Origin of the sequence: Methylococcus capsulatus str. Texas = ATCC 19069 (assembly GCF_000424685.1) — a bacterium.
Classification (GTDB): Bacteria; Pseudomonadota; Gammaproteobacteria; order Methylococcales; family Methylococcaceae; genus Methylococcus; species Methylococcus capsulatus.
Genome location: NZ_KE384224.1, coordinates 477,007 through 495,688, shown reverse-complemented (window position 1 = coordinate 495,688; position 18,682 = coordinate 477,007). Strand labels below are relative to the sequence as shown.

The 18,682-nt window shown below is 63.3% G+C and carries 25 protein-coding genes and 1 other RNA gene; 13 read left to right on the top strand and 13 right to left on the bottom strand.

All coding sequences use genetic code 11. From position 1 onward, the window contains the following. Nucleotides 1–24: 24 nt before the first annotated feature. Together nusA and rimP are read right to left on the bottom strand one after the other, a co-directional pair. Entirely contained in the window at nucleotides 25–1,524 is a 1,500-nt protein-coding gene (gene nusA, locus H156_RS0113730; RefSeq protein ID WP_017365885.1) for a transcription termination factor NusA, read from the bottom strand. Between the two features lie 18 nt (nucleotides 1,525–1,542). Next, nucleotides 1,543–1,995, bottom strand: coding sequence for a ribosome maturation factor RimP (gene rimP, locus H156_RS0113725; RefSeq protein ID WP_010960598.1), 453 nt, complete (start codon nucleotides 1,993–1,995; stop codon nucleotides 1,543–1,545). Between the two features lie 227 nt (nucleotides 1,996–2,222). Here rimP and H156_RS0113720 point away from each other — a divergent pair, with 227 nt between their 5' ends. Next, nucleotides 2,223–2,969, top strand: coding sequence for a UDP-2,3-diacylglucosamine diphosphatase (locus H156_RS0113720; protein ID WP_017365886.1), 747 nt, complete (start codon nucleotides 2,223–2,225; stop codon nucleotides 2,967–2,969). An 11-nt stretch (nucleotides 2,970–2,980) separates the two neighbouring features. Here the strand turns inward: H156_RS0113720 and epmA are convergent, their stop codons facing one another. Beyond that, a complete protein-coding gene (gene epmA, locus H156_RS0113715) occupies nucleotides 2,981–3,970 on the bottom strand; it encodes an EF-P lysine aminoacylase EpmA (protein ID WP_017365887.1) in 990 nt (329 codons plus the stop codon). Further along, on the bottom strand, nucleotides 3,960–4,526 hold the full coding sequence (efp, locus tag H156_RS0113710; RefSeq protein WP_010960601.1) for an elongation factor P: 567 nt from the start codon (nucleotides 4,524–4,526) through the stop codon (nucleotides 3,960–3,962). The genes epmA and efp overlap by 11 nt, the downstream gene beginning before the upstream one ends. Nucleotides 4,527–4,625: 99 nt before the next feature. On the opposite strand from efp, the gene epmB reads away from it, so the two are divergent. Continuing rightward, nucleotides 4,626–5,597, top strand: a complete 972-nt coding sequence (gene epmB, locus H156_RS0113705; protein WP_017365888.1) for an EF-P beta-lysylation protein EpmB — start codon at nucleotides 4,626–4,628, stop codon at nucleotides 5,595–5,597. Nucleotides 5,598–5,669: 72 nt separating this feature from the next. Here epmB and H156_RS0113700 read toward each other — a convergent pair whose 3' ends face one another. Then, nucleotides 5,670–6,614: a 5'-nucleotidase gene (locus tag H156_RS0113700; RefSeq protein ID WP_010960603.1), complete on the bottom strand. Its 945-nt coding sequence runs from the start codon at nucleotides 6,612–6,614 to the stop codon at nucleotides 5,670–5,672. Between the two features lie 147 nt (nucleotides 6,615–6,761). Between H156_RS0113700 and H156_RS0113695 the strand changes: the two genes are divergently transcribed. After that, nucleotides 6,762–7,196: a hypothetical protein gene (locus H156_RS0113695; protein ID WP_010960605.1), complete on the top strand. Its 435-nt coding sequence runs from the start codon at nucleotides 6,762–6,764 to the stop codon at nucleotides 7,194–7,196. 34 nt (nucleotides 7,197–7,230) lie between these two features. On the opposite strand, the gene H156_RS0113690 is transcribed toward H156_RS0113695, so the two are convergent. The 5 genes from H156_RS0113690 to ffs all read right to left on the bottom strand — a co-directional run bounded on the left by H156_RS0113690 (nucleotide 7,231) and on the right by ffs (nucleotide 10,315). Further along, a complete protein-coding gene (locus H156_RS0113690; RefSeq protein WP_010960606.1) occupies nucleotides 7,231–7,575 on the bottom strand; it encodes a histidine triad nucleotide-binding protein in 345 nt (114 codons plus the stop codon). Nucleotides 7,576–7,602: 27 nt separating this feature from the next. Then, entirely contained in the window at nucleotides 7,603–8,199 is a 597-nt protein-coding gene (gene recR, locus H156_RS0113685) for a recombination mediator RecR (RefSeq protein ID WP_017365889.1), read from the bottom strand. Between the two features lie 6 nt (nucleotides 8,200–8,205). After that, entirely contained in the window at nucleotides 8,206–8,529 is a 324-nt protein-coding gene (locus tag H156_RS0113680) for a YbaB/EbfC family nucleoid-associated protein (RefSeq protein WP_010960608.1), read from the bottom strand. Between the two features lie 9 nt (nucleotides 8,530–8,538). Beyond that, nucleotides 8,539–10,182: a DNA polymerase III subunit gamma/tau gene (dnaX, locus tag H156_RS0113675; RefSeq protein WP_017365890.1), complete on the bottom strand. Its 1,644-nt coding sequence runs from the start codon at nucleotides 10,180–10,182 to the stop codon at nucleotides 8,539–8,541. A gap of 36 nt (nucleotides 10,183–10,218) precedes the next feature. Beyond that, nucleotides 10,219–10,315: signal recognition particle sRNA small type (gene ffs, locus H156_RS16800), an RNA gene on the bottom strand. 149 nt (nucleotides 10,316–10,464) lie between these two features. On the opposite strand from ffs, the gene H156_RS17270 reads away from it, so the two are divergent. Then, a complete protein-coding gene (locus H156_RS17270; protein ID WP_017365891.1) occupies nucleotides 10,465–10,641 on the top strand; it encodes a hypothetical protein in 177 nt (58 codons plus the stop codon). Between the two features lie 49 nt (nucleotides 10,642–10,690). Here H156_RS17270 and H156_RS0113665 read toward each other — a convergent pair whose 3' ends face one another. After that, nucleotides 10,691–12,178 (bottom strand): beta-barrel assembly-enhancing protease, encoded by a 1,488-nt coding sequence (locus tag H156_RS0113665; RefSeq protein ID WP_017365892.1) that lies wholly within the window; start codon nucleotides 12,176–12,178, stop codon nucleotides 10,691–10,693. 64 nt (nucleotides 12,179–12,242) lie between these two features. Between H156_RS0113665 and tusD the strand changes: the two genes are divergently transcribed. The 6 genes from tusD to ubiA all read left to right on the top strand — a co-directional run bounded on the left by tusD (nucleotide 12,243) and on the right by ubiA (nucleotide 15,108). Continuing rightward, nucleotides 12,243–12,614, top strand: coding sequence for a sulfurtransferase complex subunit TusD (gene tusD, locus H156_RS0113660; RefSeq protein WP_010960612.1), 372 nt, complete (start codon nucleotides 12,243–12,245; stop codon nucleotides 12,612–12,614). Next, complete coding sequence (tusC, locus tag H156_RS0113655) at nucleotides 12,611–12,979, top strand: sulfurtransferase complex subunit TusC (RefSeq protein ID WP_017365894.1); 369 nt, start codon at nucleotides 12,611–12,613, stop codon at nucleotides 12,977–12,979. The genes tusD and tusC overlap by 4 nt, the downstream gene beginning before the upstream one ends. Then, nucleotides 12,976–13,284 carry a sulfurtransferase complex subunit TusB gene (gene tusB / locus H156_RS0113650; protein ID WP_017365895.1) on the top strand — a complete coding sequence of 103 codons (309 nt, stop codon included), beginning with the start codon at nucleotides 12,976–12,978 and terminating at the stop codon, nucleotides 13,282–13,284. Before tusC ends, tusB begins: the two co-directional genes overlap by 4 nt. Then, a complete protein-coding gene (locus H156_RS0113645) occupies nucleotides 13,275–13,598 on the top strand; it encodes a TusE/DsrC/DsvC family sulfur relay protein (RefSeq protein ID WP_017365896.1) in 324 nt (107 codons plus the stop codon). The genes tusB and H156_RS0113645 overlap by 10 nt, the downstream gene beginning before the upstream one ends. 146 nt (nucleotides 13,599–13,744) lie before the next feature. Continuing rightward, nucleotides 13,745–14,233, top strand: coding sequence for a chorismate--pyruvate lyase family protein (locus H156_RS0113640; RefSeq protein ID WP_017365897.1), 489 nt, complete (start codon nucleotides 13,745–13,747; stop codon nucleotides 14,231–14,233). Continuing rightward, complete coding sequence (ubiA, locus tag H156_RS0113635) at nucleotides 14,230–15,108, top strand: 4-hydroxybenzoate octaprenyltransferase (RefSeq protein ID WP_017365898.1); 879 nt, start codon at nucleotides 14,230–14,232, stop codon at nucleotides 15,106–15,108. Before H156_RS0113640 ends, ubiA begins: the two co-directional genes overlap by 4 nt. A 113-nt stretch (nucleotides 15,109–15,221) precedes the next feature. Here the strand turns inward: ubiA and H156_RS0113630 are convergent, their stop codons facing one another. Then, entirely contained in the window at nucleotides 15,222–16,043 is an 822-nt protein-coding gene (locus tag H156_RS0113630) for a cytochrome C assembly family protein (protein WP_017365899.1), read from the bottom strand. A gap of 102 nt (nucleotides 16,044–16,145) precedes the next feature. On the opposite strand from H156_RS0113630, the gene ffh reads away from it, so the two are divergent. Beyond that, nucleotides 16,146–17,504 (top strand): signal recognition particle protein, encoded by a 1,359-nt coding sequence (gene ffh / locus H156_RS0113625; protein ID WP_010960619.1) that lies wholly within the window; start codon nucleotides 16,146–16,148, stop codon nucleotides 17,502–17,504. A 56-nt stretch (nucleotides 17,505–17,560) separates the two neighbouring features. On the opposite strand, the gene merR is transcribed toward ffh, so the two are convergent. Beyond that, entirely contained in the window at nucleotides 17,561–17,968 is a 408-nt protein-coding gene (gene merR / locus H156_RS0113620) for a mercury resistance transcriptional regulator MerR (protein ID WP_017365900.1), read from the bottom strand. 71 nt (nucleotides 17,969–18,039) lie between these two features. On the opposite strand from merR, the gene merT reads away from it, so the two are divergent. Beyond that, nucleotides 18,040–18,390, top strand: a complete 351-nt coding sequence (gene merT, locus H156_RS0113615; RefSeq protein WP_017365901.1) for a mercuric ion transporter MerT — start codon at nucleotides 18,040–18,042, stop codon at nucleotides 18,388–18,390. 12 nt (nucleotides 18,391–18,402) lie between these two features. Next, entirely contained in the window at nucleotides 18,403–18,681 is a 279-nt protein-coding gene (gene merP / locus H156_RS0113610) for a mercury resistance system periplasmic binding protein MerP (protein ID WP_017365902.1), read from the top strand. Nucleotide 18,682: the final 1 nt, after the last annotated feature.

Genomic DNA, 18,682 nt, shown 5'->3' with positions numbered 1-18,682 from the left:
CTATCGGTAATCGTCCTTGCGTCTTCAGGAAAACCACGAGGCGCGCGCCTTCATGATGAGTTCAGCGGCCTTTTCCTCTTCCATGTCTTCGATGTCCAAAAGATCCGGGACGGCCTGGTCGGCCAAGTCTTCCAGCGTGCGAATGCCGTGGCGCGCGAGGCGGTAGGCCAATTCGCGATCCATGCCTTCGAGCTCCAGCAGCTCCTGGCTGGGCTCGACCTCTTCGAGTTTTTCCTCGGATGCGATGGCCTTGATGAGCAGCGCGTCCCGTGCCCGGTTACGCAATTCTTCCACGATATCCTCGTCGAATTCCTCGATTTCGAGCAATTCCTTGGTCGGTACGTAGGCGAGTTCTTCCACGCTGGAGAAGCCTTCCCGGACGAGGATTTCCGCGACCTCCCCATCGACGCCGAGTTGTTCGACGAAGGTTTGGATCAGACGCCGGGTCTCTTCCTGGGTCTTGGCGTCGGCCTGGGTGGAACTCATGACGTTAAGCGTCCAGCCGGTAAGCTCGGACGCCAGCCGCACGTTCTGACCGCCGCGGCCGATGGCCTGCGACAGGTTTTCGTCGGCGACGGCGATATCCATGCTGTGGCGGTCTTCGTCCACGACGATGGAAACGATTTCGGCTGGCGACATGGCGTTGACCACGAACTGGGCCTCGTTCTCGTTCCACAGGATGATGTCGATGCGTTCTCCCGCCAGTTCGTTGGACACGGCTTGGACCCGCGAGCCGCGCATGCCGACGCAGGCGCCGACCGGGTCGAGGCGGGGGTCGTTGCTCTTGACCGCCACTTTGGCGCGTACTCCGGGATCGCGGGCTGCTCCCTTGATTTCGATGAGGTTTTCACTGACCTCGGGGACTTCCAGCCGGAACAGCGCGATCAGGAGTTCCGGCGCGGTGCGGCTGACGAAAAGCTGCGGCCCCCTGGCATCCGGCCGGACCGCGCTGAGGATGCCGCGCAGGCGGTCCCCGGAACGGACGGATTCGCGCGGGATCATCTCGTCACGAGGGATGAAGGCCTCGACGTTGCCGCCGAGGTCGAGGAAGACATTGCCCCGCTCGATGCGCTTGATGACGCCGGTGACCAGCTCGCCGACGCGGCTCTGATAGGCGTCCGCGATCTTGCGCCGTTCGGCCTCGCGCACTTTCTGCACGATCACCTGCTTGGCGGTCTGCGCGGCGATGCGGCCGAACTCGATGGAGTCGAAGGGTTCTTCTACGAACTCGCCGACGGTGATGCCGGGGTGAGTCTTGCGCGCTTCTTCGAGGGATATCTCTCTTTCCGGGAATTCGACACCGTTGCCGAATTCCTCCCGGGGTTCCACCACCTGCCAGCGGCGGAAGGTTTCGTAGTCGCCGGTCTTGCGGTCGATACTCACGCGCACATCGTACCTGCCGTCATGCCGCTTGATCGTGGCGGTGCGGAGCGCCTCTTCGATCGCGGAAAAGATGACTTCTTTTTCGATGTCCTTTTCGTTCGACACCACGTCGACTACCAGCAGGATTTCTTTATTCGCCATCAGGTCGTCCTACAATGTTCAGATATCAAATTCGGGTATGAGCCGGGCCTTGTCGATCAGGTCAAAAGGAATGGCATGCAGGCCGTTGTCGTCTTCGAGGTCGATCACATCCCCCCGGACGCCTGCAATCTCCCCCTTGAACCGGCGCTGACCATCCAGGGAGCGCAGTGTTTGCAGCCGCACCCGACGGCCCGTGAAGCGTTTGAAATGCTCGAGGGTGAACAACGGGCGGTCGAGGCCGGGCGACGATATTTCCAGCTGGTACTGGCCGGGAATGGGATCCTCCACGTCCAGCATACCGCTGAGTTGGTAGCTGACCTTCGAACAGTCGTCCAGCCCTATCCCCTGGGGATGGTCGATGTAGACGCGCAGAACCCTGGCACGCGCGTCGAACTCGATTCCCGCCAGTTCATAACCCAATCCGGTAACGACGGGCTCGATCAATCGCTGCAAGTGTTCGGGCATCCGCATAGTCAGTTTCCGGCCCACAAAAAAAGGGCACAAGGCCCAATGTTGTTATCCCGTTCCTTCAGAAACTAAAAACGCCCGCAAGGGGCGCCGTTCGGGACGCTGGTCCTCCAGGCTGGAAGACCCGTCTCATCAGTCAGCGTATGCTAACATAAATGATGAGAGGAGATAAACCCCCAGATTCTCAAGCACTTTACCCCGCCGGTCGGTTGAACCGGCGATCTTTTTCCATGGCTTCCCTGGAGCAGACTTTGAGACTGGAGACCTTGTTCATTGCCGATCTGCACTTGAGCGCGACAGAACCCGGCCGGGTCCGGCTGTTCCAGGACTTTCTTGCCGGTCATGCCCGCGGCGCCGAGGCTCTGTACATACTCGGCGATCTGTTCGACGCGTATATCGGCGACGACGATACCGCTTTTCCCGCCGGGGTGGTGCGGCGAAGTCTTCGGGAGCTGACACAGTCCGGCACCCGGGTGTTTTTCCAGCAGGGCAACCGTGATTTCCTGGTCGGTCCGGAGTTCGCCGCGGCCACCGGGGCAACTCTGCTCGACGATTACACGGTCATCGACCTGTACGGGCACAAGGCCGTGGTCACGCACGGCGACCTGCTGTGCACGGACGACCGCAAGTATCAGCAGGCCAGGGCGCGGGTCCGCACCGACGCATGGAAGCGCCACGCCTTGGGCAAACCGCTTTGGGTGCGCCGACTCTACGCACGCTGGTACCGCTTGCGTTCGGTGCTGGACAAGCGTGGCACCGTGCCGGAGATCATGGACGTCAACGCCGCCGAAGTGGCGCGGGTGTTCCGGGATTTCGGCGCGGACGTCATGATCCACGGCCACACCCACCGGCCGGCGGATCACGACCTGGTCTGTGGTCGTCCGGTCCGTCGGATCGTGCTGGCGGAGTGGCACAGCGAAGGCGAATTCCTGCGCTGGACACCGGAAGGGGGGAGGCGGGTACGGATTTCCCCGTAAGTTCGAGCGGCTCAGGCCTTGGCCAGGGGGAAGGCCAGGGTATCGGCGATTGCGTCCAGCCGGTGGAGGCCGAGCAGCAGCCGGTCGATGCCGAGGGCGATCCCGGCGCAGTCGGGCAGACCGGCTTTCAGAGCATCCAGGAGACGCCGGTCTTTTTCCGGAACGGGAAGCCCGGCGTCGATGCGGGCAGCGATGTCACGGTCGAACCGGTATTCCTGTTCGAGGGGGTCGCTGAGCTCGAAAAAACCGTTGCCCAGCTCCAGACCGTCCAGGAATACCTCCACCCGCTCCACCAACCGCTCGTCGTCCGGTTTGAACCTGGCCAGGGATGGCAGGATCGCGGGAAAATCGCGCACGAACGTGAAACGGCCCCGCCCCAGATGGGGCTGGACGAGGTGGCTGAACAGCAGGTCGAGCCAGATCGAACGGTCCGTTCCGCAGATTGCTTCGGCTTCCTGCAAGCCGTGGCTCGCAGCACAGCCGGCGAAATCGGCGAACCCGGCGTCGAGCGGATCGATGCCGGCATGTCTCAGGAAGGACTCGCGGTAGCTCAGGTGTTCGGACGCGGCCAGCGGACGGATGTTTTCACTCAGGATCTGCAACAGCGCATCGGTTTCTTCGATCAATTCGTCGAGCCCGAAACCGACCCTGTACCATTCCAGGAGAGTGAACTCGGGGTTGTGGAAGCGGCCGGATTCATCCCTGCGGAAGGCCTTGCAGATCTGATAGATCGAACCGCTACCGGCGGCCAGCAGCCGCTTCATCGCGAATTCCGGCGAGGTCTGGAGGAACAGCCGTGACGAACCGCCGCTGCCGCCACCGACGGAAAAAACGCTCAGGTGCGGATCGGTCACGGTACCGTGCGAGAGAAGGGGAGTCTCGACCTCCAGCACCTCCCGTTCGGCGAAGAACCGTCGGATTTTCCGAAGGAGTTCCGCCCGCCGGCGCAGCATGGCCGGCGGGCAGGATGGACGCCAGTCGGAGGGCGCCCTATTTGACACGGGAGACGTATTCCCCCGTGCGGGTGTCCACTTTGATGACCTCCCCGGTCTGGACGAACAACGGTACCCGGACTACGGCACCGGTTTCCAGGGTGGCAGGTTTGCCGCCGCCACCGGAGGTGTCACCGCGCACGCCGGGGTCGGTTTCGGTAATGGTGAGCTCCACGAAATTGGGCGGCTGAACGGCCAGCGGGACGTTGTTGAACAGGGTCAGGATGCAGATGTCCTGTTCCTTCAGCCACTTCTTGGCGTCGGCGACGGCATTCTGATCAGCGGCGTACTGCTCGAAGGACTCCGGTACCATGAAATGCCAGAGCTCGCCGTCGTTGTAGAGATACTGCATTTCCACGTCGACCACGTCCGCGGTTTCCAGGGTCTCGCCGGACTTGAAGGTCCGTTCCACCACCCGGCCGGTCTTGAGGTTGCGCAATTTGACCCGGTTGAAGGCCTGGCCCTTGCCCGGCTTGACGAACTCACTTTCGAGCATGGTGCAGGGATCACCGTCCAGCATCACTTTCAAACCGTTCTTGAACTCACTCGTGCTAACAATAGCCATGCATACCTCGGGTCGATGCATCTGAAAAAATACAGAGCATTATAATGGACGCTTTTTTATTGCGGAACCGTACAGCGCCGATCAAGGACGGTGGACGATATGAGTGAGCAGTGGCAGGCCGAACTGGCCGAGGGTTTTGGCTGTGTCCAGGATCTCCTGGATTTTCTCGGCATCGCCGCGCCGTTTTCGGCGGAGGCGGCGGGAAAGTTCCCGTTCCGCGTGCCGCGCGCCTATGCCCGGAAAATGAGACCGGGCGACCCGTATGACCCGCTGCTCCGGCAGGTTCTGCCGCTGGCGCAGGAACTGGCCTCTCCCGAGGGTTTCGTCGGCGATCCGGTCGGCGACCGGCCGGCTCTGAAGGTGCCTGGCCTGCTGCACAAGTATCAGGGCCGGGCGCTCTTGATCACGACTGGCGCCTGCGCGGTCCACTGTCGCTATTGTTTCCGCCGCGAGTTCCCCTATGGCGAAAGCCAGTTCACCCGCCAGCGGGAGAAGGCCGCTTTGGATTATATCGTCCGCGATCCTGGGCTCACTGAAATCATTCTGAGCGGCGGTGACCCGCTGCTGCTGAGCGATGATCGCTTGGCACGGCTGACGGAGCAGCTCACAGCGATCCCGCACTTGCGGCGGCTGCGTGTCCACAGCCGGGTGCCGCTGGTGCTGCCGTCCCGCATCGACGAGAGGTTGCTGGAAATCCTCGCCGGCCACCGGCTCAAAACCGTGGTGGTGATTCACGCCAATCATCCCCGGGAACTGGACGCCGAGACCGGCGGCGTGCTGGCAGCCATGCGGCGTGCCGGTCTGACGTTGCTGAACCAGTCCGTGCTGCTGCGGCAGGTCAACGATTCCGTCAGCGCCTTGTGCGAACTCAGCGAAAGACTCTTCGAATGTGGGGTGTTGCCTTACTACCTTCACCTGCTGGACAGAGTGCGCGGCACCGCCCATTTCGAAGTTCCGGAGGCCGAAGCCCGGGCGTTGCACGAAGCCCTGCGCCGCCGGCTGCCGGGGTTTCTCGTGCCGCGGCTGGTCCGGGAAGTCGAAGGGAAGCCCTACAAGCTGCCGGTCAGCTGAAGCGAAACAATGCGAAGCGTTTCTTTGTCCACCTCTTCCGCAATCGGGAGACGGACGGGGTGAGAGGAATGCTCACGGCGAGCGGCTGCCTGCCTCCATCCCGGGTGGCCGGTCGTCAGCGTCATCGGGTGCGTTGGCCACGCCGTGCGGCACGTGGCCGGTCGCCACGTGGCGGCTCGCGGCTTCGCAATTGCTTTTCTGATCGTCGAAAAAGATATCCGCCCCGAAAGCGGCCAGGAACTGGCTCTTATCCCGTCCACCGAGGAACAGCGCCTCGTCGATCCGGATATTCCAGGCTCGCAGCGTCCGTACCACCCGTTCGTGAGCGGGCGCGCCACGGGCCGTCACCAGGGCGGTGCGCAGCGGTGAACCGTCGGCATCGAAGCGGGTCTGGATGTGATGGAGTGCTGCGAGGAAATTCCGGAACGGGCCGCCGGGCAAAGGTTCGCGTGCGGCGACGCGTTCATTCTCGGCGAAGGCTTCCAGTCCCGCCGAGCGGTAGATGCGTTCGGACTCGTCCGAAAACAGCACCGCGTCGCCGTCGAAGGCGATGCGCAGCTGGTCGGTATCGCTGCTGCGGGCAGGAGCCGTGATGATGGTAGCCGCCGCCTGTCCGTCGTTGAGGGCGTCGGCGACGTCGCCGGCGTCCGCCGACAGGAACAGATGGGCCCCGAAGGCTGCGACGTATTTGAACGGTGAGCGGCCGCCGGTGAAGGCAGCCCGGGTGATGTCCAGTCCGTGGCGCTGTATGGAGTTGAAAATCCGGAGGCCCGTGTCGGCGCTGTTGCGCGAGAGCAGAATGACTTCGACCAGCGGGGTGCCGAGGCGGTCGTTCATCGCCAGCAACTTGCGCACCAGCGGGAAGGCGACGCCCGGCGCCAGGATTTCGTCTTCATGCGCGATCTGATATCGGCAATAGGCTTCCCGGCCTTCCTGTTCGAAGATGCGGTGCGATTCATCGAGGTCGAAAAGCGCTCGGGAGGAGATGGCGACGACGAGGCTGGAAGGCTGGTTCATGGCCTGAAAATCGCGAAGGTTCCGGCGGCTCCGGTATACATTTCGACAGCGGTGCCGCACAATTGATCGTTTTCCGTGGCGTCTCCCCAAGGGACCCCCGGATTCCTGGCAATCAGAACATAAGCAGAACAAAACGAGAGGAGCATCATGCGCCGCAACATCTCCCTTCTATTACTGGTTTTATTCATCGTCGGTCTTTACGTACTGCAGAACAAGGGCGTGACACCTTTCGTGATGAAGGTCCTCGAGTCCGATCTCTTCGATATGAAGGAAGAAGAGGAAGAGCAACTCGGCAAGGTCAAGACCCCCCGTACCGACTTCGCTTATCTGCATTGCAAGGCGGCGATGCTGGAAGACCACGTGGTGCCAGAGAATTCGGAATTCCTGGATGACAAATACGAGGCCTGGGCGCTGGGCGGCAGGAATTACATTCTGCGGTCCGAGGTGCTGGTCGATTCCCCGCAGGGCCGGATCGCCCAGAAATTCGTGTGCAAGCTGCGTATGACGGGCGACGACCAGGCCAATCCGGACGACTGGTCCATCCTCGGCACCGAGCTGAATCCCGCCGATGGCGGCGAATAGGGTTTACCCTTCCGCCCGTACCGGTCACGGGGAATCAGCCCGGTGGCCAGTGCAGGCGGCGGCCGCCGAGGACGTGTAGATGCAGATGGTCGACTGCCTGGCCGGCATCGCCCAGGCAGTTGACCACCGTGCGGTAGCCGGATTCGGCAATCCCTTCCAGCGCGGCGACCCGCTTGACCGTCTCGAACAGCGCCGTGGCCAGACCCGGCGCGTCCGCCGGCAGCTCGTTGAGGTTGGCGACGTGCGCCTTGGGAATCACCAGCACATGCACCGGCGCCTGCGGGTTGATGTCCCGGAACGCCAGCGTCAGTTCGTCTTCGTGAACCACGGCGGGTTTGATCGTCCCGGCGACCATCTGGCAGAAGATACATTGCGACATAGCGGCTCCTTGGGTGGGTAGGTCTTTTCAGAAATCCTTGCGGCCGTCGAAGGCATGGGAAAGCGTGGCGCCGTCGACGTATTCCAGCTCTCCGCCGAAGGGGATGCCGTGGGCGATGCGGGTGGTCCGGATGCCGTGGCGCCGGGCCATGTCGCTGAGGTAATGAGCGGTCGCTTCGCCCTCGACGGTGGTGTTGGTCGCCAGGATCAGTTCCGCGACACCATCGTCCTTCAGCCGTTGCTCCAGGACGTCCAGCCCCAGCTCTTCGGGACCGATGCCATCGAGCGGCGACAGGCGTCCATTGAGTACAAAAAACAAGCCCTTATAGCCGGTGGAGCGGCTGATCGCGAGCACCTCGGCCGGCGATTCCACGATGCAGAGGAGGGACCGGTCCCGTCCCGGGCTGGCGCAGTACTCGCACAGTGAGTGCTCGGTCAGGGTGCGGCACTGGGCGCATAACCCCACTTTTTCCAAGGCCTGGCGCAGGGCTTCGCTCAGTCTGCCGGCAGCGTCGCGGTCGCGCTGCAACAGGTGAAGCGTCATGCGCTGCGCGGTCTTGGGCCCGACGCCGGGCAGACAGCGCAGCGCTTCAATCAGCTCGGCAATGGCACCGGCTTGCCGCATGCGGGACTAGAACGGCAGGTTGAAGCCGGGCGGGATGCCCAGGCTTCCCGTCAGGCCGGCCATCTTCTCCTGCTTGAGCTTGGCGACCCGGCGCACGCCGTCGTTGAACGCTGCGGCGATCAGGTCTTCCAACACTTCGTGTTCCTCCTGGCGCAGGCTGGGATCGATCTCCACTTTGAGCACTTCGCGCTTGCCGTTCATGCGGATTTTCACCAAGCCGCCGCCGGACTCGGCCTGGATTTCGGTCGCCGCTATCTCTTCCTGGGTTTTCTGGAAGGTCTCCTGGAAGCGCTGTGCCTGCTGCATCAGGTTGGCCAACGGGTTTTTCATGGGATTACCTCAAGGTTCGGTGTGGTCTAGCGGACGGGTCGAGCCGGCCACGATCTGTGCGCCGAACATGTCCTTTAGGGCGTGGACGGTCGCATCGTTTTCGATTTCGAGTTCGGCCTCGCGCTGTCTTTCGATCTGCGCGCGCTGATCGGCGGCGGCCGGCGTTTCCGCGTCCAGGGATTCGCAGCGGATCGTTAGCTTGATGGGGCGGCCGAGGAGCTTTTGCAAGGCGGTCTCGAGATTGCTTGTCACCGTTGGCGTGTGGATCTGGGCCTGTCTGGGGTCCAACGCCAACTCGCAGGCATGTTCCGTCAGCGTCCTCAGCACGCAATGGCTGGCGAGCTGGCGGGTCATGCCAGCGAGGCGCATGGCCTCGATCATCCGCGGCCAGTTCAGCGCGTCGCTTGTCGTCCCAGGACTTGCCCCGGACGAGGAAGCTTCGGCAGCGGCCGGGGGCGGAGCTTGCCGGGTGACTTCCCGAGCGCGGTGCGGCTCCCGAATGCCGGTATCGGAGGGTGCCCGCATCGCCGGGGCGGCCGCGGTCGGGACGATCCTCGGCGCGGCTTCGGCGGAGTGCGGCCGGAAGGCCAGCATCCGCAGCAGCAGCATCTCGAAGCCATCGCGCGGGTCGGGGGCCAGCTGCAGATCCTTTTGCCCCTGCAGCGCGATCTGGTAGTAGAGCTGGGTATCCTCCGGTGTAAGACGGCGGGCGAGGGTCAGTACGCGTTCGGCCTCGTCGTCTTGGTGGATGGCGTCCGGGGCAAACTGGGCAATCGCAATCTGGTGCAGGATCGCCAGCAGTTGCTGCACCACGTCCTGGTAATCGGGGGAAAATTCGGCGAGGGTCGCGGAGACTGCAAGCAACTCATCGGCCCCGGACTCCGCCAGGGCCTCGAGCACGCCATAGACCGGCTCCCGCGATACGGTGCCCAGCATGGCGCTGACGCCGGTGTTGGTGAGCCGGCCGCCACAGTGGGCGATGGCCTGGTCCAGCAGGCTGAGGCCGTCGCGCATGCTGCCCTGGGCGGCGCGGGCCAGAGCCTTGGTGGCGGCGGGCTCGAAGTCGATACTCTCGGACGCCAGAATCTGGGCCATCTGGGCGCGGATCTGCTCGGGCGTCAACCGTTTGAGGTTGAACTGCAGGCAGCGCGATAGCACGGTGACCGGAATCTTCTGCGGGTCGGTGGTCGCCAGCAAGAATTTCACGTGCGGCGGAGGCTCTTCCAGTGTCTTCAACAGGGCGTTGAAACTGTGCCCGGAGAGCATATGGACTTCGTCGATCAAGTAGACTTTGTAGCGCCCCTGGTTGGGGGCGTACTGGACGTTGTCCAGGAGGTCTCGGGTATCCTCGACCTTGGTACGTGAAGCGGCGTCGACCTCGATCAGATCGATGAAGCGGCCTTCGTCCACCTCCCGGCAGATCAGGCAGCGGCCGCAGGGGTTTGCGCCCTGCCGGTCTTCGCAATTGAGCGCCTTGGCTAGAATCCGGGCCAGCGTCGTCTTGCCGACGCCGCGGGTACCGGTGAACAGATAGGCATGGTGCATGCGACCGGCTTCCAGCGCATGCGTCAGCGCCTTGACGACGTGCTCCTGGCCGACGACTTCGGTGAAGTTGTGGGGTCGCCACTTACGCGCAAGCGCTTGGTAGAGCATGGGGTTGCGACGGAAGGGTAGGGAATGGGCGGCTCACCGCACCAGCCACACCCCGGCACACGAGTCCGCTGTTACCGTTGCTCCCTTCCGGGCCTGGCGGGGTTCACAGCGTATCATTGCGAGGGGACCGATGCGGCTTGCCATAGAATCGGTGAGCCGGCGTGCTCCTAGAGAGCGCGCATTATGCCTGTTAACGAAGCGCCATACAAGGAGCTATGTCCATAGTGCTGGGAGCAAATAAACCGTCCGGCGAGGTAGCACGCTGCAAGGGGGCATCGTCCGATGCCCCGGGCGGAAATACGGGAGCGGTCCTTTGCCCCATTCCCGGGCGGCAGCCAGGACCATGGGCAGGGTGAGCAGGGGGCGCGGGTGGGCAAGGACAACGGCGTCCGCTTCGACGGCGTGGTCCTGCAAATGCCGGCTGATCGGCGCCGGTGCCGCTACGCCAACGAAAATTAGGCGGGCGGCGATCCGAAGCGGGCGTTTCGAAACGGCGTCGTCATCCTGCTCATTTTTCCCTTTCCTCCCTCTGCTCTTCCATCAGTTCCTTCAGTCGCTCCTCGATCGCCGCGTCGGTCTGGAAATCGCGGCCGGGTGCTCTCTGTGCCAGCTTGAGGTGCAGGATGGCGTTGCGGGTCTGACCGTCGGCGTAATAGGCTTCGGCCAGGTAGCGGTGGGATTCTGCTTCGTTGCCGAGCTGGGAATGGGCTTGCGCCAATAGTTCATATACCTCCGGCGTAGCGGGAAAATGGAGCAGGTAGTCCTGCAGCCGCTTGCGCGCCTCCAGGGGTTTGCCGGCGCGGACCAGGGTCTGGGCATAGTTCAAAGTGAGCGCGCGGTTGCCGGGAAAGCGCTTCAAGGCTTCCTCGTAGATAGCGAAGGCGGCGGGGTAGGTCTTGGCTTCGCGTTCCGCGTCAGCGAGGGCATTGAAGAAGTGCGACTGCTCGGGATAGCGGCGGATGAGATCCTCCAGCATGGGCCTGCCTTGACCAATCTTGCCCTGGGAGACCAGGGCAAGGGCCAGTCCGTAATGGGCCACGTCTTGCTGCTGACGGGTGCCCACCTCCGAAATGGCGGTGAAATAATCGACGCTTTCCTGAGGATTGTGGGTCGTCTGCACGTGCAGCTTGGCCCGGATGATCTGGTAGGTGAACGAGTCGGGATATTGCTTGTAGGGATATTGTTCGGCCCGCCCGCGGGTGTCGGCGATACGCGACACGGTGACCGGGTGGGTCAGGAGAAATTCCGGCGTGCTGCGGCCGGTGGAGAAGCGGGTGGATTGCTGCATTCGTTCGAAGAAGGTGGGCATCGCACGGGGATCGAAATTCGAGCCAGAGAGGATTTTCATGCCCACCCGATCGGCTTCCGCCTCGTTGTCCCGGGTAAAATTGATCTGCATCTGTTGGCTGGCTGCCGTGGCGGCGATGACCGCAGCCTGGCCCAACTGACTGGAGCCAGTGCCTGCGCCCAGCAGCACGCCGGCCAGCATGGCTGCCGCCGTCGGCAGCGATAGCCGGCCGGCGGCCTGGAATGCCTCGTAGAGGTGGCGCTGGGTGATGTGCGCGATTTCGTGTCCGAGCACCGAGGCCAGCTCGCTTTCGCTTTCGGTGATGAGGATCAACCCCGAGTTGACGCCGATGTAGCCGCCGGGACCGGCGAACGCGTTGATGACCGGCTGATTGACGACGAAGAAGTAGAAAGGCTGGCCTGGCGTGTCGCTGTTTTCCACCAGCTTCCGCCCCAGCGCTTGAATGTAGTCGGTGACTTCCGGATCTTCGTTGATCTGGACCTGGAGGTGCAGATTCCGGTAAAAGGCCTCGCCCAGCGCTTTTTCCTGCTGGGGCGTGAAAAGGGTGCCGGTGGAGTCGCCCATGTCCGGCAGCTCGAGGTTGAGGGGTTCACCGGCCGCGGGAAGGGTTGCGGCGATCAACGAAATCGCCAGTAGGGCGGTTACCGCCTGGAATAGCGTGCGGGCGGGGCGGCGTGGACGTGTCATGAAAGGGATTGGGATAATCGGGCGGAAAACCGGGGCGAGGCGGTTCGTGGTGGGAGCGCTGATCATGAAATTCGTCATACAGATCGATGCGAGCCCGCATGAGGCTCAGGCGGCGAACACCGCGTATCAGTTTATCAAAGCCGCCCTGGCGAACGGGCACCATATCCTGCTGGTATTCTTTTACTATGACGGCGTGTGTAACGCACAAGTTTCATCGTTCGCCGGCAAAGACGATCTTTCCGGCCGCTGGAGCGCCCTGGCGCGTGAGCATGGCCTGGATCTGGTCCTGTGCGTTTCCGCGGCCCAGCGCCGGGGTCTGGTTTCAGCGGAGGGGAAAGACCAGGGACTGCTTGCGCCGGGCTTTCGCATCGGGGGTCTGGGCCAGTGGGTGGACGCCTGCCTGAAAGCGGACCGGATACTCACCTTCACATCATGAATCATTCCAAGTGTTTCGTCTTCGTGGTTCGGCAACCACCTTTTCGCGGCGACCGCACCGTTGAGCTGGTGGACCAGCTGCTGGCGGTTGCAGCCTTCGACCATCCGGTGGACGTCTTGTTCCTTGACGATGGCGTGTGGCAGTTGCAGGCGGCTCATGTCCTCGAAGGCGCGGGGCTTCGCCCGTTGGCGCCGCTGCTACGGACCCTGGAGTTCTACGACGTCCGCGAAGTCGCGGCGGAACACGAATCGCTGGCCGAGCGTGCTCTCTCGCCGGATGGGCTGGTCCTGCCGGTGCGGTTGCTGGCGCGGAGCGAGGTTCCGGCTTGGATCGCCGGCCATGATGTCGCCGTGGGGTGCGGATGAGCGTGCTGCATCTGGTCAATGCCTCGCCCTTCGAGAGCGCCGCCCTCAGCCGATGTCTGGCCCGGGCGGGGGAAGGCGACGCCGTGCTCCTGCTGGAAAACGGCGTCTACGGCGCTCTGACCGGTTGCCGGTTTTCGCGCGAAGTGGCCGAGGCGGCGGCGTGGCTGGACATCCGCGTGCTGGCGCCGGATCTCCGCGCCCGCGGCCTTTGCGCGTCGAGCCTGCTGCAAACGCTCGGCCAGGTGGACTATGACGGCTTCGTCGAACTCGCGGTGCGGCACGAGCTTTCGCTGACATGGACGTGAATCAGCCCTTGCGGCTCGGCGCCGACGGTTTCCTGTTGGATTCGCACTCCTGGGACGAAGCTACGGCGGAACGCCTGGCCGAAACGATCGGCATCCGGTTGACCGACGCGCACTGGGAGATCGTCCGCTTCATCCGCGACTACCATCGCCGCTTCGATCATCTGCCGAACGCCCGCCTGTTCGTCAAGGCGGTCCAGAAAGAACTGGGAGAAACCAAAGGCAACAACCGTTATTTGCATGGCCTGTTTCCCGGCGGGCCGCTCAAACATGCCTGCCTGATCGCCGGCCTGCCCAAACCGCCGGGCTGCCTGTAGCTCCCGCGGCATGAGGCTGCGGTCTGCTAAAATCCGGCGTCTTTTTCCACCGAGCGCACGCCTTGTATTCCAGGAGCAAACTTTTCTCTTCCCTGCCGAAATTCCGTAATGCACATCGGGGCTGCGGCCCGGCGATACCGCGGCCCATGGAATCCTGGGTGTTCGAAAGGGGCTCGCTGACCCGGCGTCTGAAAGCCGCTTGCGGCGCCGACTTCAATGTCCGGGTGATCCGCCAGGGTTTCGCCCATCCCTTCCCGGACGAGGCCTTGCTGCTGAAACTCAGATCCGGCCGTCGCGCGCTGGTGCGCGAAGTCGAACTCCGATCCCGCGAACGGCGTTTGGTCCTTGCCCGCAGCGTCCTTCCGGTACAAACCCTGAAGGGTGCGGGACGCCGGCTGGCGCACCTGGGCAATCGGCCGCTGGGCGAAATCCTGTTCGCATCACGGCGTCCGCGGCGTCATGGGTTCGAGGCGGCCCTGGCCGAGGACCGCCATTGGCGGCCGGCGGTTCGCGCCGGATCAGGTTCGGCCGGGCCCGTCTGGGGTCGTCGCTCGCTCTATTCGATCGCTGGCAGGCCCTTGCTGGTCGCCGAGTTCTTCCTTCCCGCCGTGCTTTCCGTCCCGGAGTCCGCATGAACGTCCCGCACTCGGTGAAATCGCGTGCCGATGCCTACTGGCGCCTGATGCGTTTCGACAAACCCATCGGCATCTTCCTGCTGCTCTGGCCTGCTCTGTGGGCGTTGTGGATAGCCGGGGAGGGGCGCCCCGATCCTGGCGTGGCGGCCGTGATCGTGTTCGGTGTGGTGTTGATGCGGGCTGCGGGCTGCGTCATCAACGACTACGCCGACCGTGAGTTCGACCCGCACGTCGAACGCACCCGGCTGCGACCGATCGCGGCAGGGGAGGTGACGTCGAAGGAGGCTCTCATCCTGTTCGTGGTCCTGTGCCTGACGGCCTTCGCGCTGGTGCTGACGATGAACGGGCTGACCATCGCCCTGTCGGTGCCGGGCGCGTTCCTGGCAGCCTCTTACCCCTTCACCAAACGCTATACCCATCTGCCCCAAGCCTACCTCGGCCTGGCCTTCGGCTGGGCCATTCCCATGACTTTCGCTGCCCAGACCGGCTCGATTCCGGTCGTGGCCTGGGCGCTGTACGCGGCGACGGTGCTGTGGGCACTGATCTACGACACCATGTACGCCATGGTGGACCGGGAGGACGATGTAAAGATCGGGATCAAGTCGACCGCGATCCTGTTCGGAAAGTACGACCGCGAGATCATTGGCGCCCTGCAGATCGCCATGCTGGCGATTCTGGCCGGCATCGGCCGCTATCTGGGCTTGGGGGGGCTCTACGCGCTGGGCCTGGCTGCCGCGGCGGGATTCTCGGTCTATCAGCAGGTCTTGATATTCGGGCGGGAGAAGTCCAAGTGTTTCCGCGCCTTCCTCAACAATCATTGGTTCGGTGCGGCGGTATTCGCCGGGCTGTTCGCCGATTACCTCTGGGCCGGATGAGTCGTCCGCTGTCGAAGGCCGGTCGAGCTCATTTGCTCGTCATGGAATGGGAAGGTCTTTTCAAACTGACGTAGATTGCTGCCAGCGAACGAACCTTCTCCCGAGTCATCGGCTCATATCCGATGCAACACCAGCTCCAGCACCATCTTGCTGCCGAAATAGGCCAGCATCAGCGCGGCGAAGCCGCCCAGAGTCCAGCGGATGGCGGTCCGGCCGCGCCAGCCGCGGAACCGGCGCCCGCCGAGCAGGGCGGCGAATACGCCCCAGGCGGCGATGGAGAGGACGGTCTTGTGGGCCAGATGCTGGCCGAACAGGTCTTCGACGAACAGAAATCCGGTCACGAGGGACACGCTGAGCAGGACGAATCCGGCGCCGATGAGCTGGAACAGCAGTTTCTCCATGGTCTGGAGAGGCGGCAGCGAGCGTACGAATCCACTGGCGTGGTGGGTTTTGAGGCGCCAGTCCTGAACGGCGAGTACGATCGCCTGCAGGGCGGCGATGTTGAGGAAGCTGTAAGCCAGCATCGACACGACGACGTGGAGGCGCATTTCCAGAGAATGGTTCTTCAGGAAATGCGTGCTCTCGGGGAAGGAGAGCTTCAGGGCCAGGCCCAGGGCTGCCATCGGAAACACCACGATGCCGAGTTTCTCCACCGGTCTGAAGAAGGTTACGGCCAGCAGTACGGTGGCTATCATCCAGGCCGCGGCGGACAGGGTATTCAGAAAGCCGATGTTGAGGTCCCCTTCGGCGTCGAACAGCGTGGAAAGCGTCAATGCATGGCACCCCACCGCCAGAAAGCCGAACACCAGCGTCGCCCCTTTCTGACGCCGCGTCTCCAGCGCGGAGAGGTAATCGGTACGTAGCGACTGGTAGATGGACGCGGCGGCAGCGAGGTAGGCCAGGATCGCGGTGACGGCGAAGATCGTGGAATGCATAGGGGGTCATGTCCTCCGGGGCGTAGTCTGGCATAATGCGCGGTCTGTTTGAAGCCGCGCCGACCGCGTTGCACAGAAAGTCAAGACCTTAGGAAACCTGCCATGTTCGACAACCTGACCGACCGCCTCTCCGATTCCTTGCGCAAACTGCGCGGCCAGGGCCGTTTGACCGAGGCCAACGTGCAGGATGCCCTGCGCGAAGTGCGCCAGGCATTGCTCGAAGCCGATGTCGCGTTGCCGGTGGTCAAGGATTTCATCGAACAGGTGAAGGAGCGGGCGCTGGGCCAGGAGGTGCAGAAGAGCCTCACACCCGGCCAGGCCATGATCAAGATCGTCAACGAGGAACTGGTGACGATCATGGGCAAGGCCAACGAGAAACTGAACCTGGCCACCCAGCCGCCGGCAGTGATCCTCATGGCGGGCCTCCAGGGTGCAGGCAAGACCACCACCGTCGCCAAGCTGGCGCGCTGGATCAAGGAGAATCTGCGCAAGTCCGTGCTGGTGGCCAGCGCCGACGTCTATCGTCCGGCCGCCATCCAGCAGCTGGAGACATTGGCCAGCGAGGTGAAGGCCGAGTTCTTCCCCAGCGATGCGAGCGAACGGCCCGTCGATATCGCTCGCCGCGCCGTCGAGCACGGACGGAAACGCTATATGGACGTGGTCATCATCGACACCGCCGGGCGTCTTCACATCGACGAAGACATGATGGACGAGATCAAGGCCGTGCACGCGGCGATCAAGCCGATCGAAACCCTGTTCGTGGTGGACAGCATGACCGGCCAGGATGCCGCCAACACCGCAAAGGCCTTCCACGACGCGCTGCCACTGACCGGCGTCATCCTGACCAAGACCGACGGCGACGCCCGCGGGGGCGCGGCGCTGTCAATCCGTCACATCACCGGCAAGCCGATCAAGTTCATGGGTGTGGGCGAGAAGACCGCGGCTCTGGAGGTGTTCCATCCGGACCGCGTGGCTTCGCGTATCCTCGGCATGGGTGACGTGCTCTCGCTGATCGAGGACGTCGAGCGCACCATGGACAAGGCCAAGGCGGAAAAACTCGCCAAGAAGATCCACAAAGGCAGGCGTTTCGACCTCAACGACTACCGCGACCAGTTACTGCAGCTCAAGAACATGGGCGGCCTCGCCGCCATGCTGGACAAGCTGCCGGGCGTGGGGAACGTACCCCAGCACGTCAAGGACAAGATCAACGACAAGGAGATGTACCAGCAGCTGGCGATGATCGATTCCATGACCCCCGCCGAACGGTCCGACCCCGACATCCTCAACCCTTCCCGCAAGCGCCGTATCACCCTGGGCTCGGGCACCGAGGTGCAGGACCTGAACCGCATGCTCAAACAGCACGAGCAGATGCAGAAAATGATGAAGAAGCTCAAGGGCGGCAACATCATGAACCTGATGAAAGGCATGCGCGGTCAGCTCGGCCGCCGGCTGCCGTTCTGACCGGAGCAGCTCGCGAAACGGAAAAAATCGTACGCCAAGCCCGAACTGCTCTCCGTTCAGCAGCAGTGCAATGCCGCGATCAATGGGCAGGAAATGTCGCCGCTATGCGCCTTGCACTCGCCAACCAGCTTCGCCAGCTCTGCCTCCATCCGCTGTAAGTCTGCCAGGCGGGCGCGTACATCCGCCAGCCGGTGGGCGGCCAGTTCGGCCGCTTCGCTGCAATGGGTGCCGTCCTCGAGTTTCAGGAGCCGGCCGACTTCATCCAGGCTGAACCCCAGGCGCTGGGCTGATTTCACGAATTTCACCCGCGCCACGTCCGTCCGCCCGTAACGGCGGATGCCCCCATAAGGCCGCTCCGGCCGGGGCAGCAAGCCCTTGAGCTGGTAGAAGCGGATGGTCTCCACGTTGACCCCGGCGGCCTTGGCGAAGGCGCCGATGGTCAGGTTCTCTTGAGCGCTCTCCATGGTGCTTGACTCCGTAGTCGACTACGGAAGTAACGTTACCGCACCAAGCGAAGTCCCGGAAGGAGAACCTCGTGTCGGAATCCAAGAGCGGTCGCGGCGCACTGGTGACCGGCGGCATCGCGGCCGTCCTCGCCTCCGCCTGTTGTCTCGGCCCCCTCGTGCTGGTCGTGCTCGGCTTCTCGGGCGCGTGGATCGGCAACCTGACCGTGCTGGAGCCGTATCGGCCGATCTTCATCGGCGCGGCGCTCATCGCACTGTTCTTCGCCTGGCGCAGCATCTTCCGACCGGCCCATGCCTGCAAGCCTGGTGACGTCTGCGCCGCGCCCCAAGTGCGGACGGCCTACAAGATCGCTTTCTGGATCGTGACCGCCCTGGTCCTGGTTGCCCTCGTGTTTCCCTACGTCCTGCCGCTGTTCTACTGAAAGGGCATTGCCATGAAGAAACTCACCGCAGTGATCGCCCTGTCCGCCGCCCTGAGCACACCCGCCTGGAGTGCTGGCCAGACCATCACTCTGTCCGTGCCCGGCATGACCTGCACGGCCTGCCCGATCACGGTGAAGAAGGCGCTCGCCAATGTCGACGGCGTGAGCAAGGTCGAAGTGAACTTCGAGAAACGCGAAGCCGTCGTCACTTTCGACGACGCCAGGACCAGTCCGGAAACCCTCGCGCAGGCAACCGCGAACGCCGGTTATCCTTCGACTGTCAACGAATGAA

Bases quoted from the DNA above. Each gene is read 5' to 3' on its own strand.
- merP (WP_017365902.1), top strand. From the start codon at position 18,403: ATGAAGAAACTCACCGCAGTGATCGCCCTGTCCGCCGCCCTGAGCACA.
- epmB (WP_017365888.1), top strand. From the start codon at position 4,626: ATGAGTGAGCAGTGGCAGGCCGAACTGGCCGAGGGTTTTGGCTGTGTC.
- ffh (WP_010960619.1), top strand. From the start codon at position 16,146: ATGTTCGACAACCTGACCGACCGCCTCTCCGATTCCTTGCGCAAACTG.
- H156_RS0113690 (WP_010960606.1), bottom strand. From the start codon at position 7,575: ATGTCGCAATGTATCTTCTGCCAGATGGTCGCCGGGACGATCAAACCC.
- H156_RS17270 (WP_017365891.1), top strand. From the start codon at position 10,465: ATGCCCCGGGCGGAAATACGGGAGCGGTCCTTTGCCCCATTCCCGGGC.
- H156_RS0113720 (WP_017365886.1), top strand. From the start codon at position 2,223: ATGGCTTCCCTGGAGCAGACTTTGAGACTGGAGACCTTGTTCATTGCC.
- dnaX (WP_017365890.1), bottom strand. From the start codon at position 10,182: ATGCTCTACCAAGCGCTTGCGCGTAAGTGGCGACCCCACAACTTCACC.
- tusC (WP_017365894.1), top strand. From the start codon at position 12,611: ATGAATCATTCCAAGTGTTTCGTCTTCGTGGTTCGGCAACCACCTTTT.
- H156_RS0113695 (WP_010960605.1), top strand. From the start codon at position 6,762: ATGCGCCGCAACATCTCCCTTCTATTACTGGTTTTATTCATCGTCGGT.
- H156_RS0113680 (WP_010960608.1), bottom strand. From the start codon at position 8,529: ATGAAAAACCCGTTGGCCAACCTGATGCAGCAGGCACAGCGCTTCCAG.
- recR (WP_017365889.1), bottom strand. From the start codon at position 8,199: ATGCGGCAAGCCGGTGCCATTGCCGAGCTGATTGAAGCGCTGCGCTGT.
- tusB (WP_017365895.1), top strand. From the start codon at position 12,976: ATGAGCGTGCTGCATCTGGTCAATGCCTCGCCCTTCGAGAGCGCCGCC.
- H156_RS0113640 (WP_017365897.1), top strand. From the start codon at position 13,745: ATGGAATCCTGGGTGTTCGAAAGGGGCTCGCTGACCCGGCGTCTGAAA.
- H156_RS0113645 (WP_017365896.1), top strand. From the start codon at position 13,275: ATGGACGTGAATCAGCCCTTGCGGCTCGGCGCCGACGGTTTCCTGTTG.
- merR (WP_017365900.1), bottom strand. From the start codon at position 17,968: ATGGAGAGCGCTCAAGAGAACCTGACCATCGGCGCCTTCGCCAAGGCC.
- H156_RS0113700 (WP_010960603.1), bottom strand. From the start codon at position 6,614: ATGAACCAGCCTTCCAGCCTCGTCGTCGCCATCTCCTCCCGAGCGCTT.
- H156_RS0113665 (WP_017365892.1), bottom strand. From the start codon at position 12,178: ATGACACGTCCACGCCGCCCCGCCCGCACGCTATTCCAGGCGGTAACC.
- rimP (WP_010960598.1), bottom strand. From the start codon at position 1,995: ATGCGGATGCCCGAACACTTGCAGCGATTGATCGAGCCCGTCGTTACC.
- H156_RS0113630 (WP_017365899.1), bottom strand. From the start codon at position 16,043: ATGCATTCCACGATCTTCGCCGTCACCGCGATCCTGGCCTACCTCGCT.
- efp (WP_010960601.1), bottom strand. From the start codon at position 4,526: ATGGCTATTGTTAGCACGAGTGAGTTCAAGAACGGTTTGAAAGTGATG.
- nusA (WP_017365885.1), bottom strand. From the start codon at position 1,524: ATGGCGAATAAAGAAATCCTGCTGGTAGTCGACGTGGTGTCGAACGAA.
- tusD (WP_010960612.1), top strand. From the start codon at position 12,243: ATGAAATTCGTCATACAGATCGATGCGAGCCCGCATGAGGCTCAGGCG.
- ubiA (WP_017365898.1), top strand. From the start codon at position 14,230: ATGAACGTCCCGCACTCGGTGAAATCGCGTGCCGATGCCTACTGGCGC.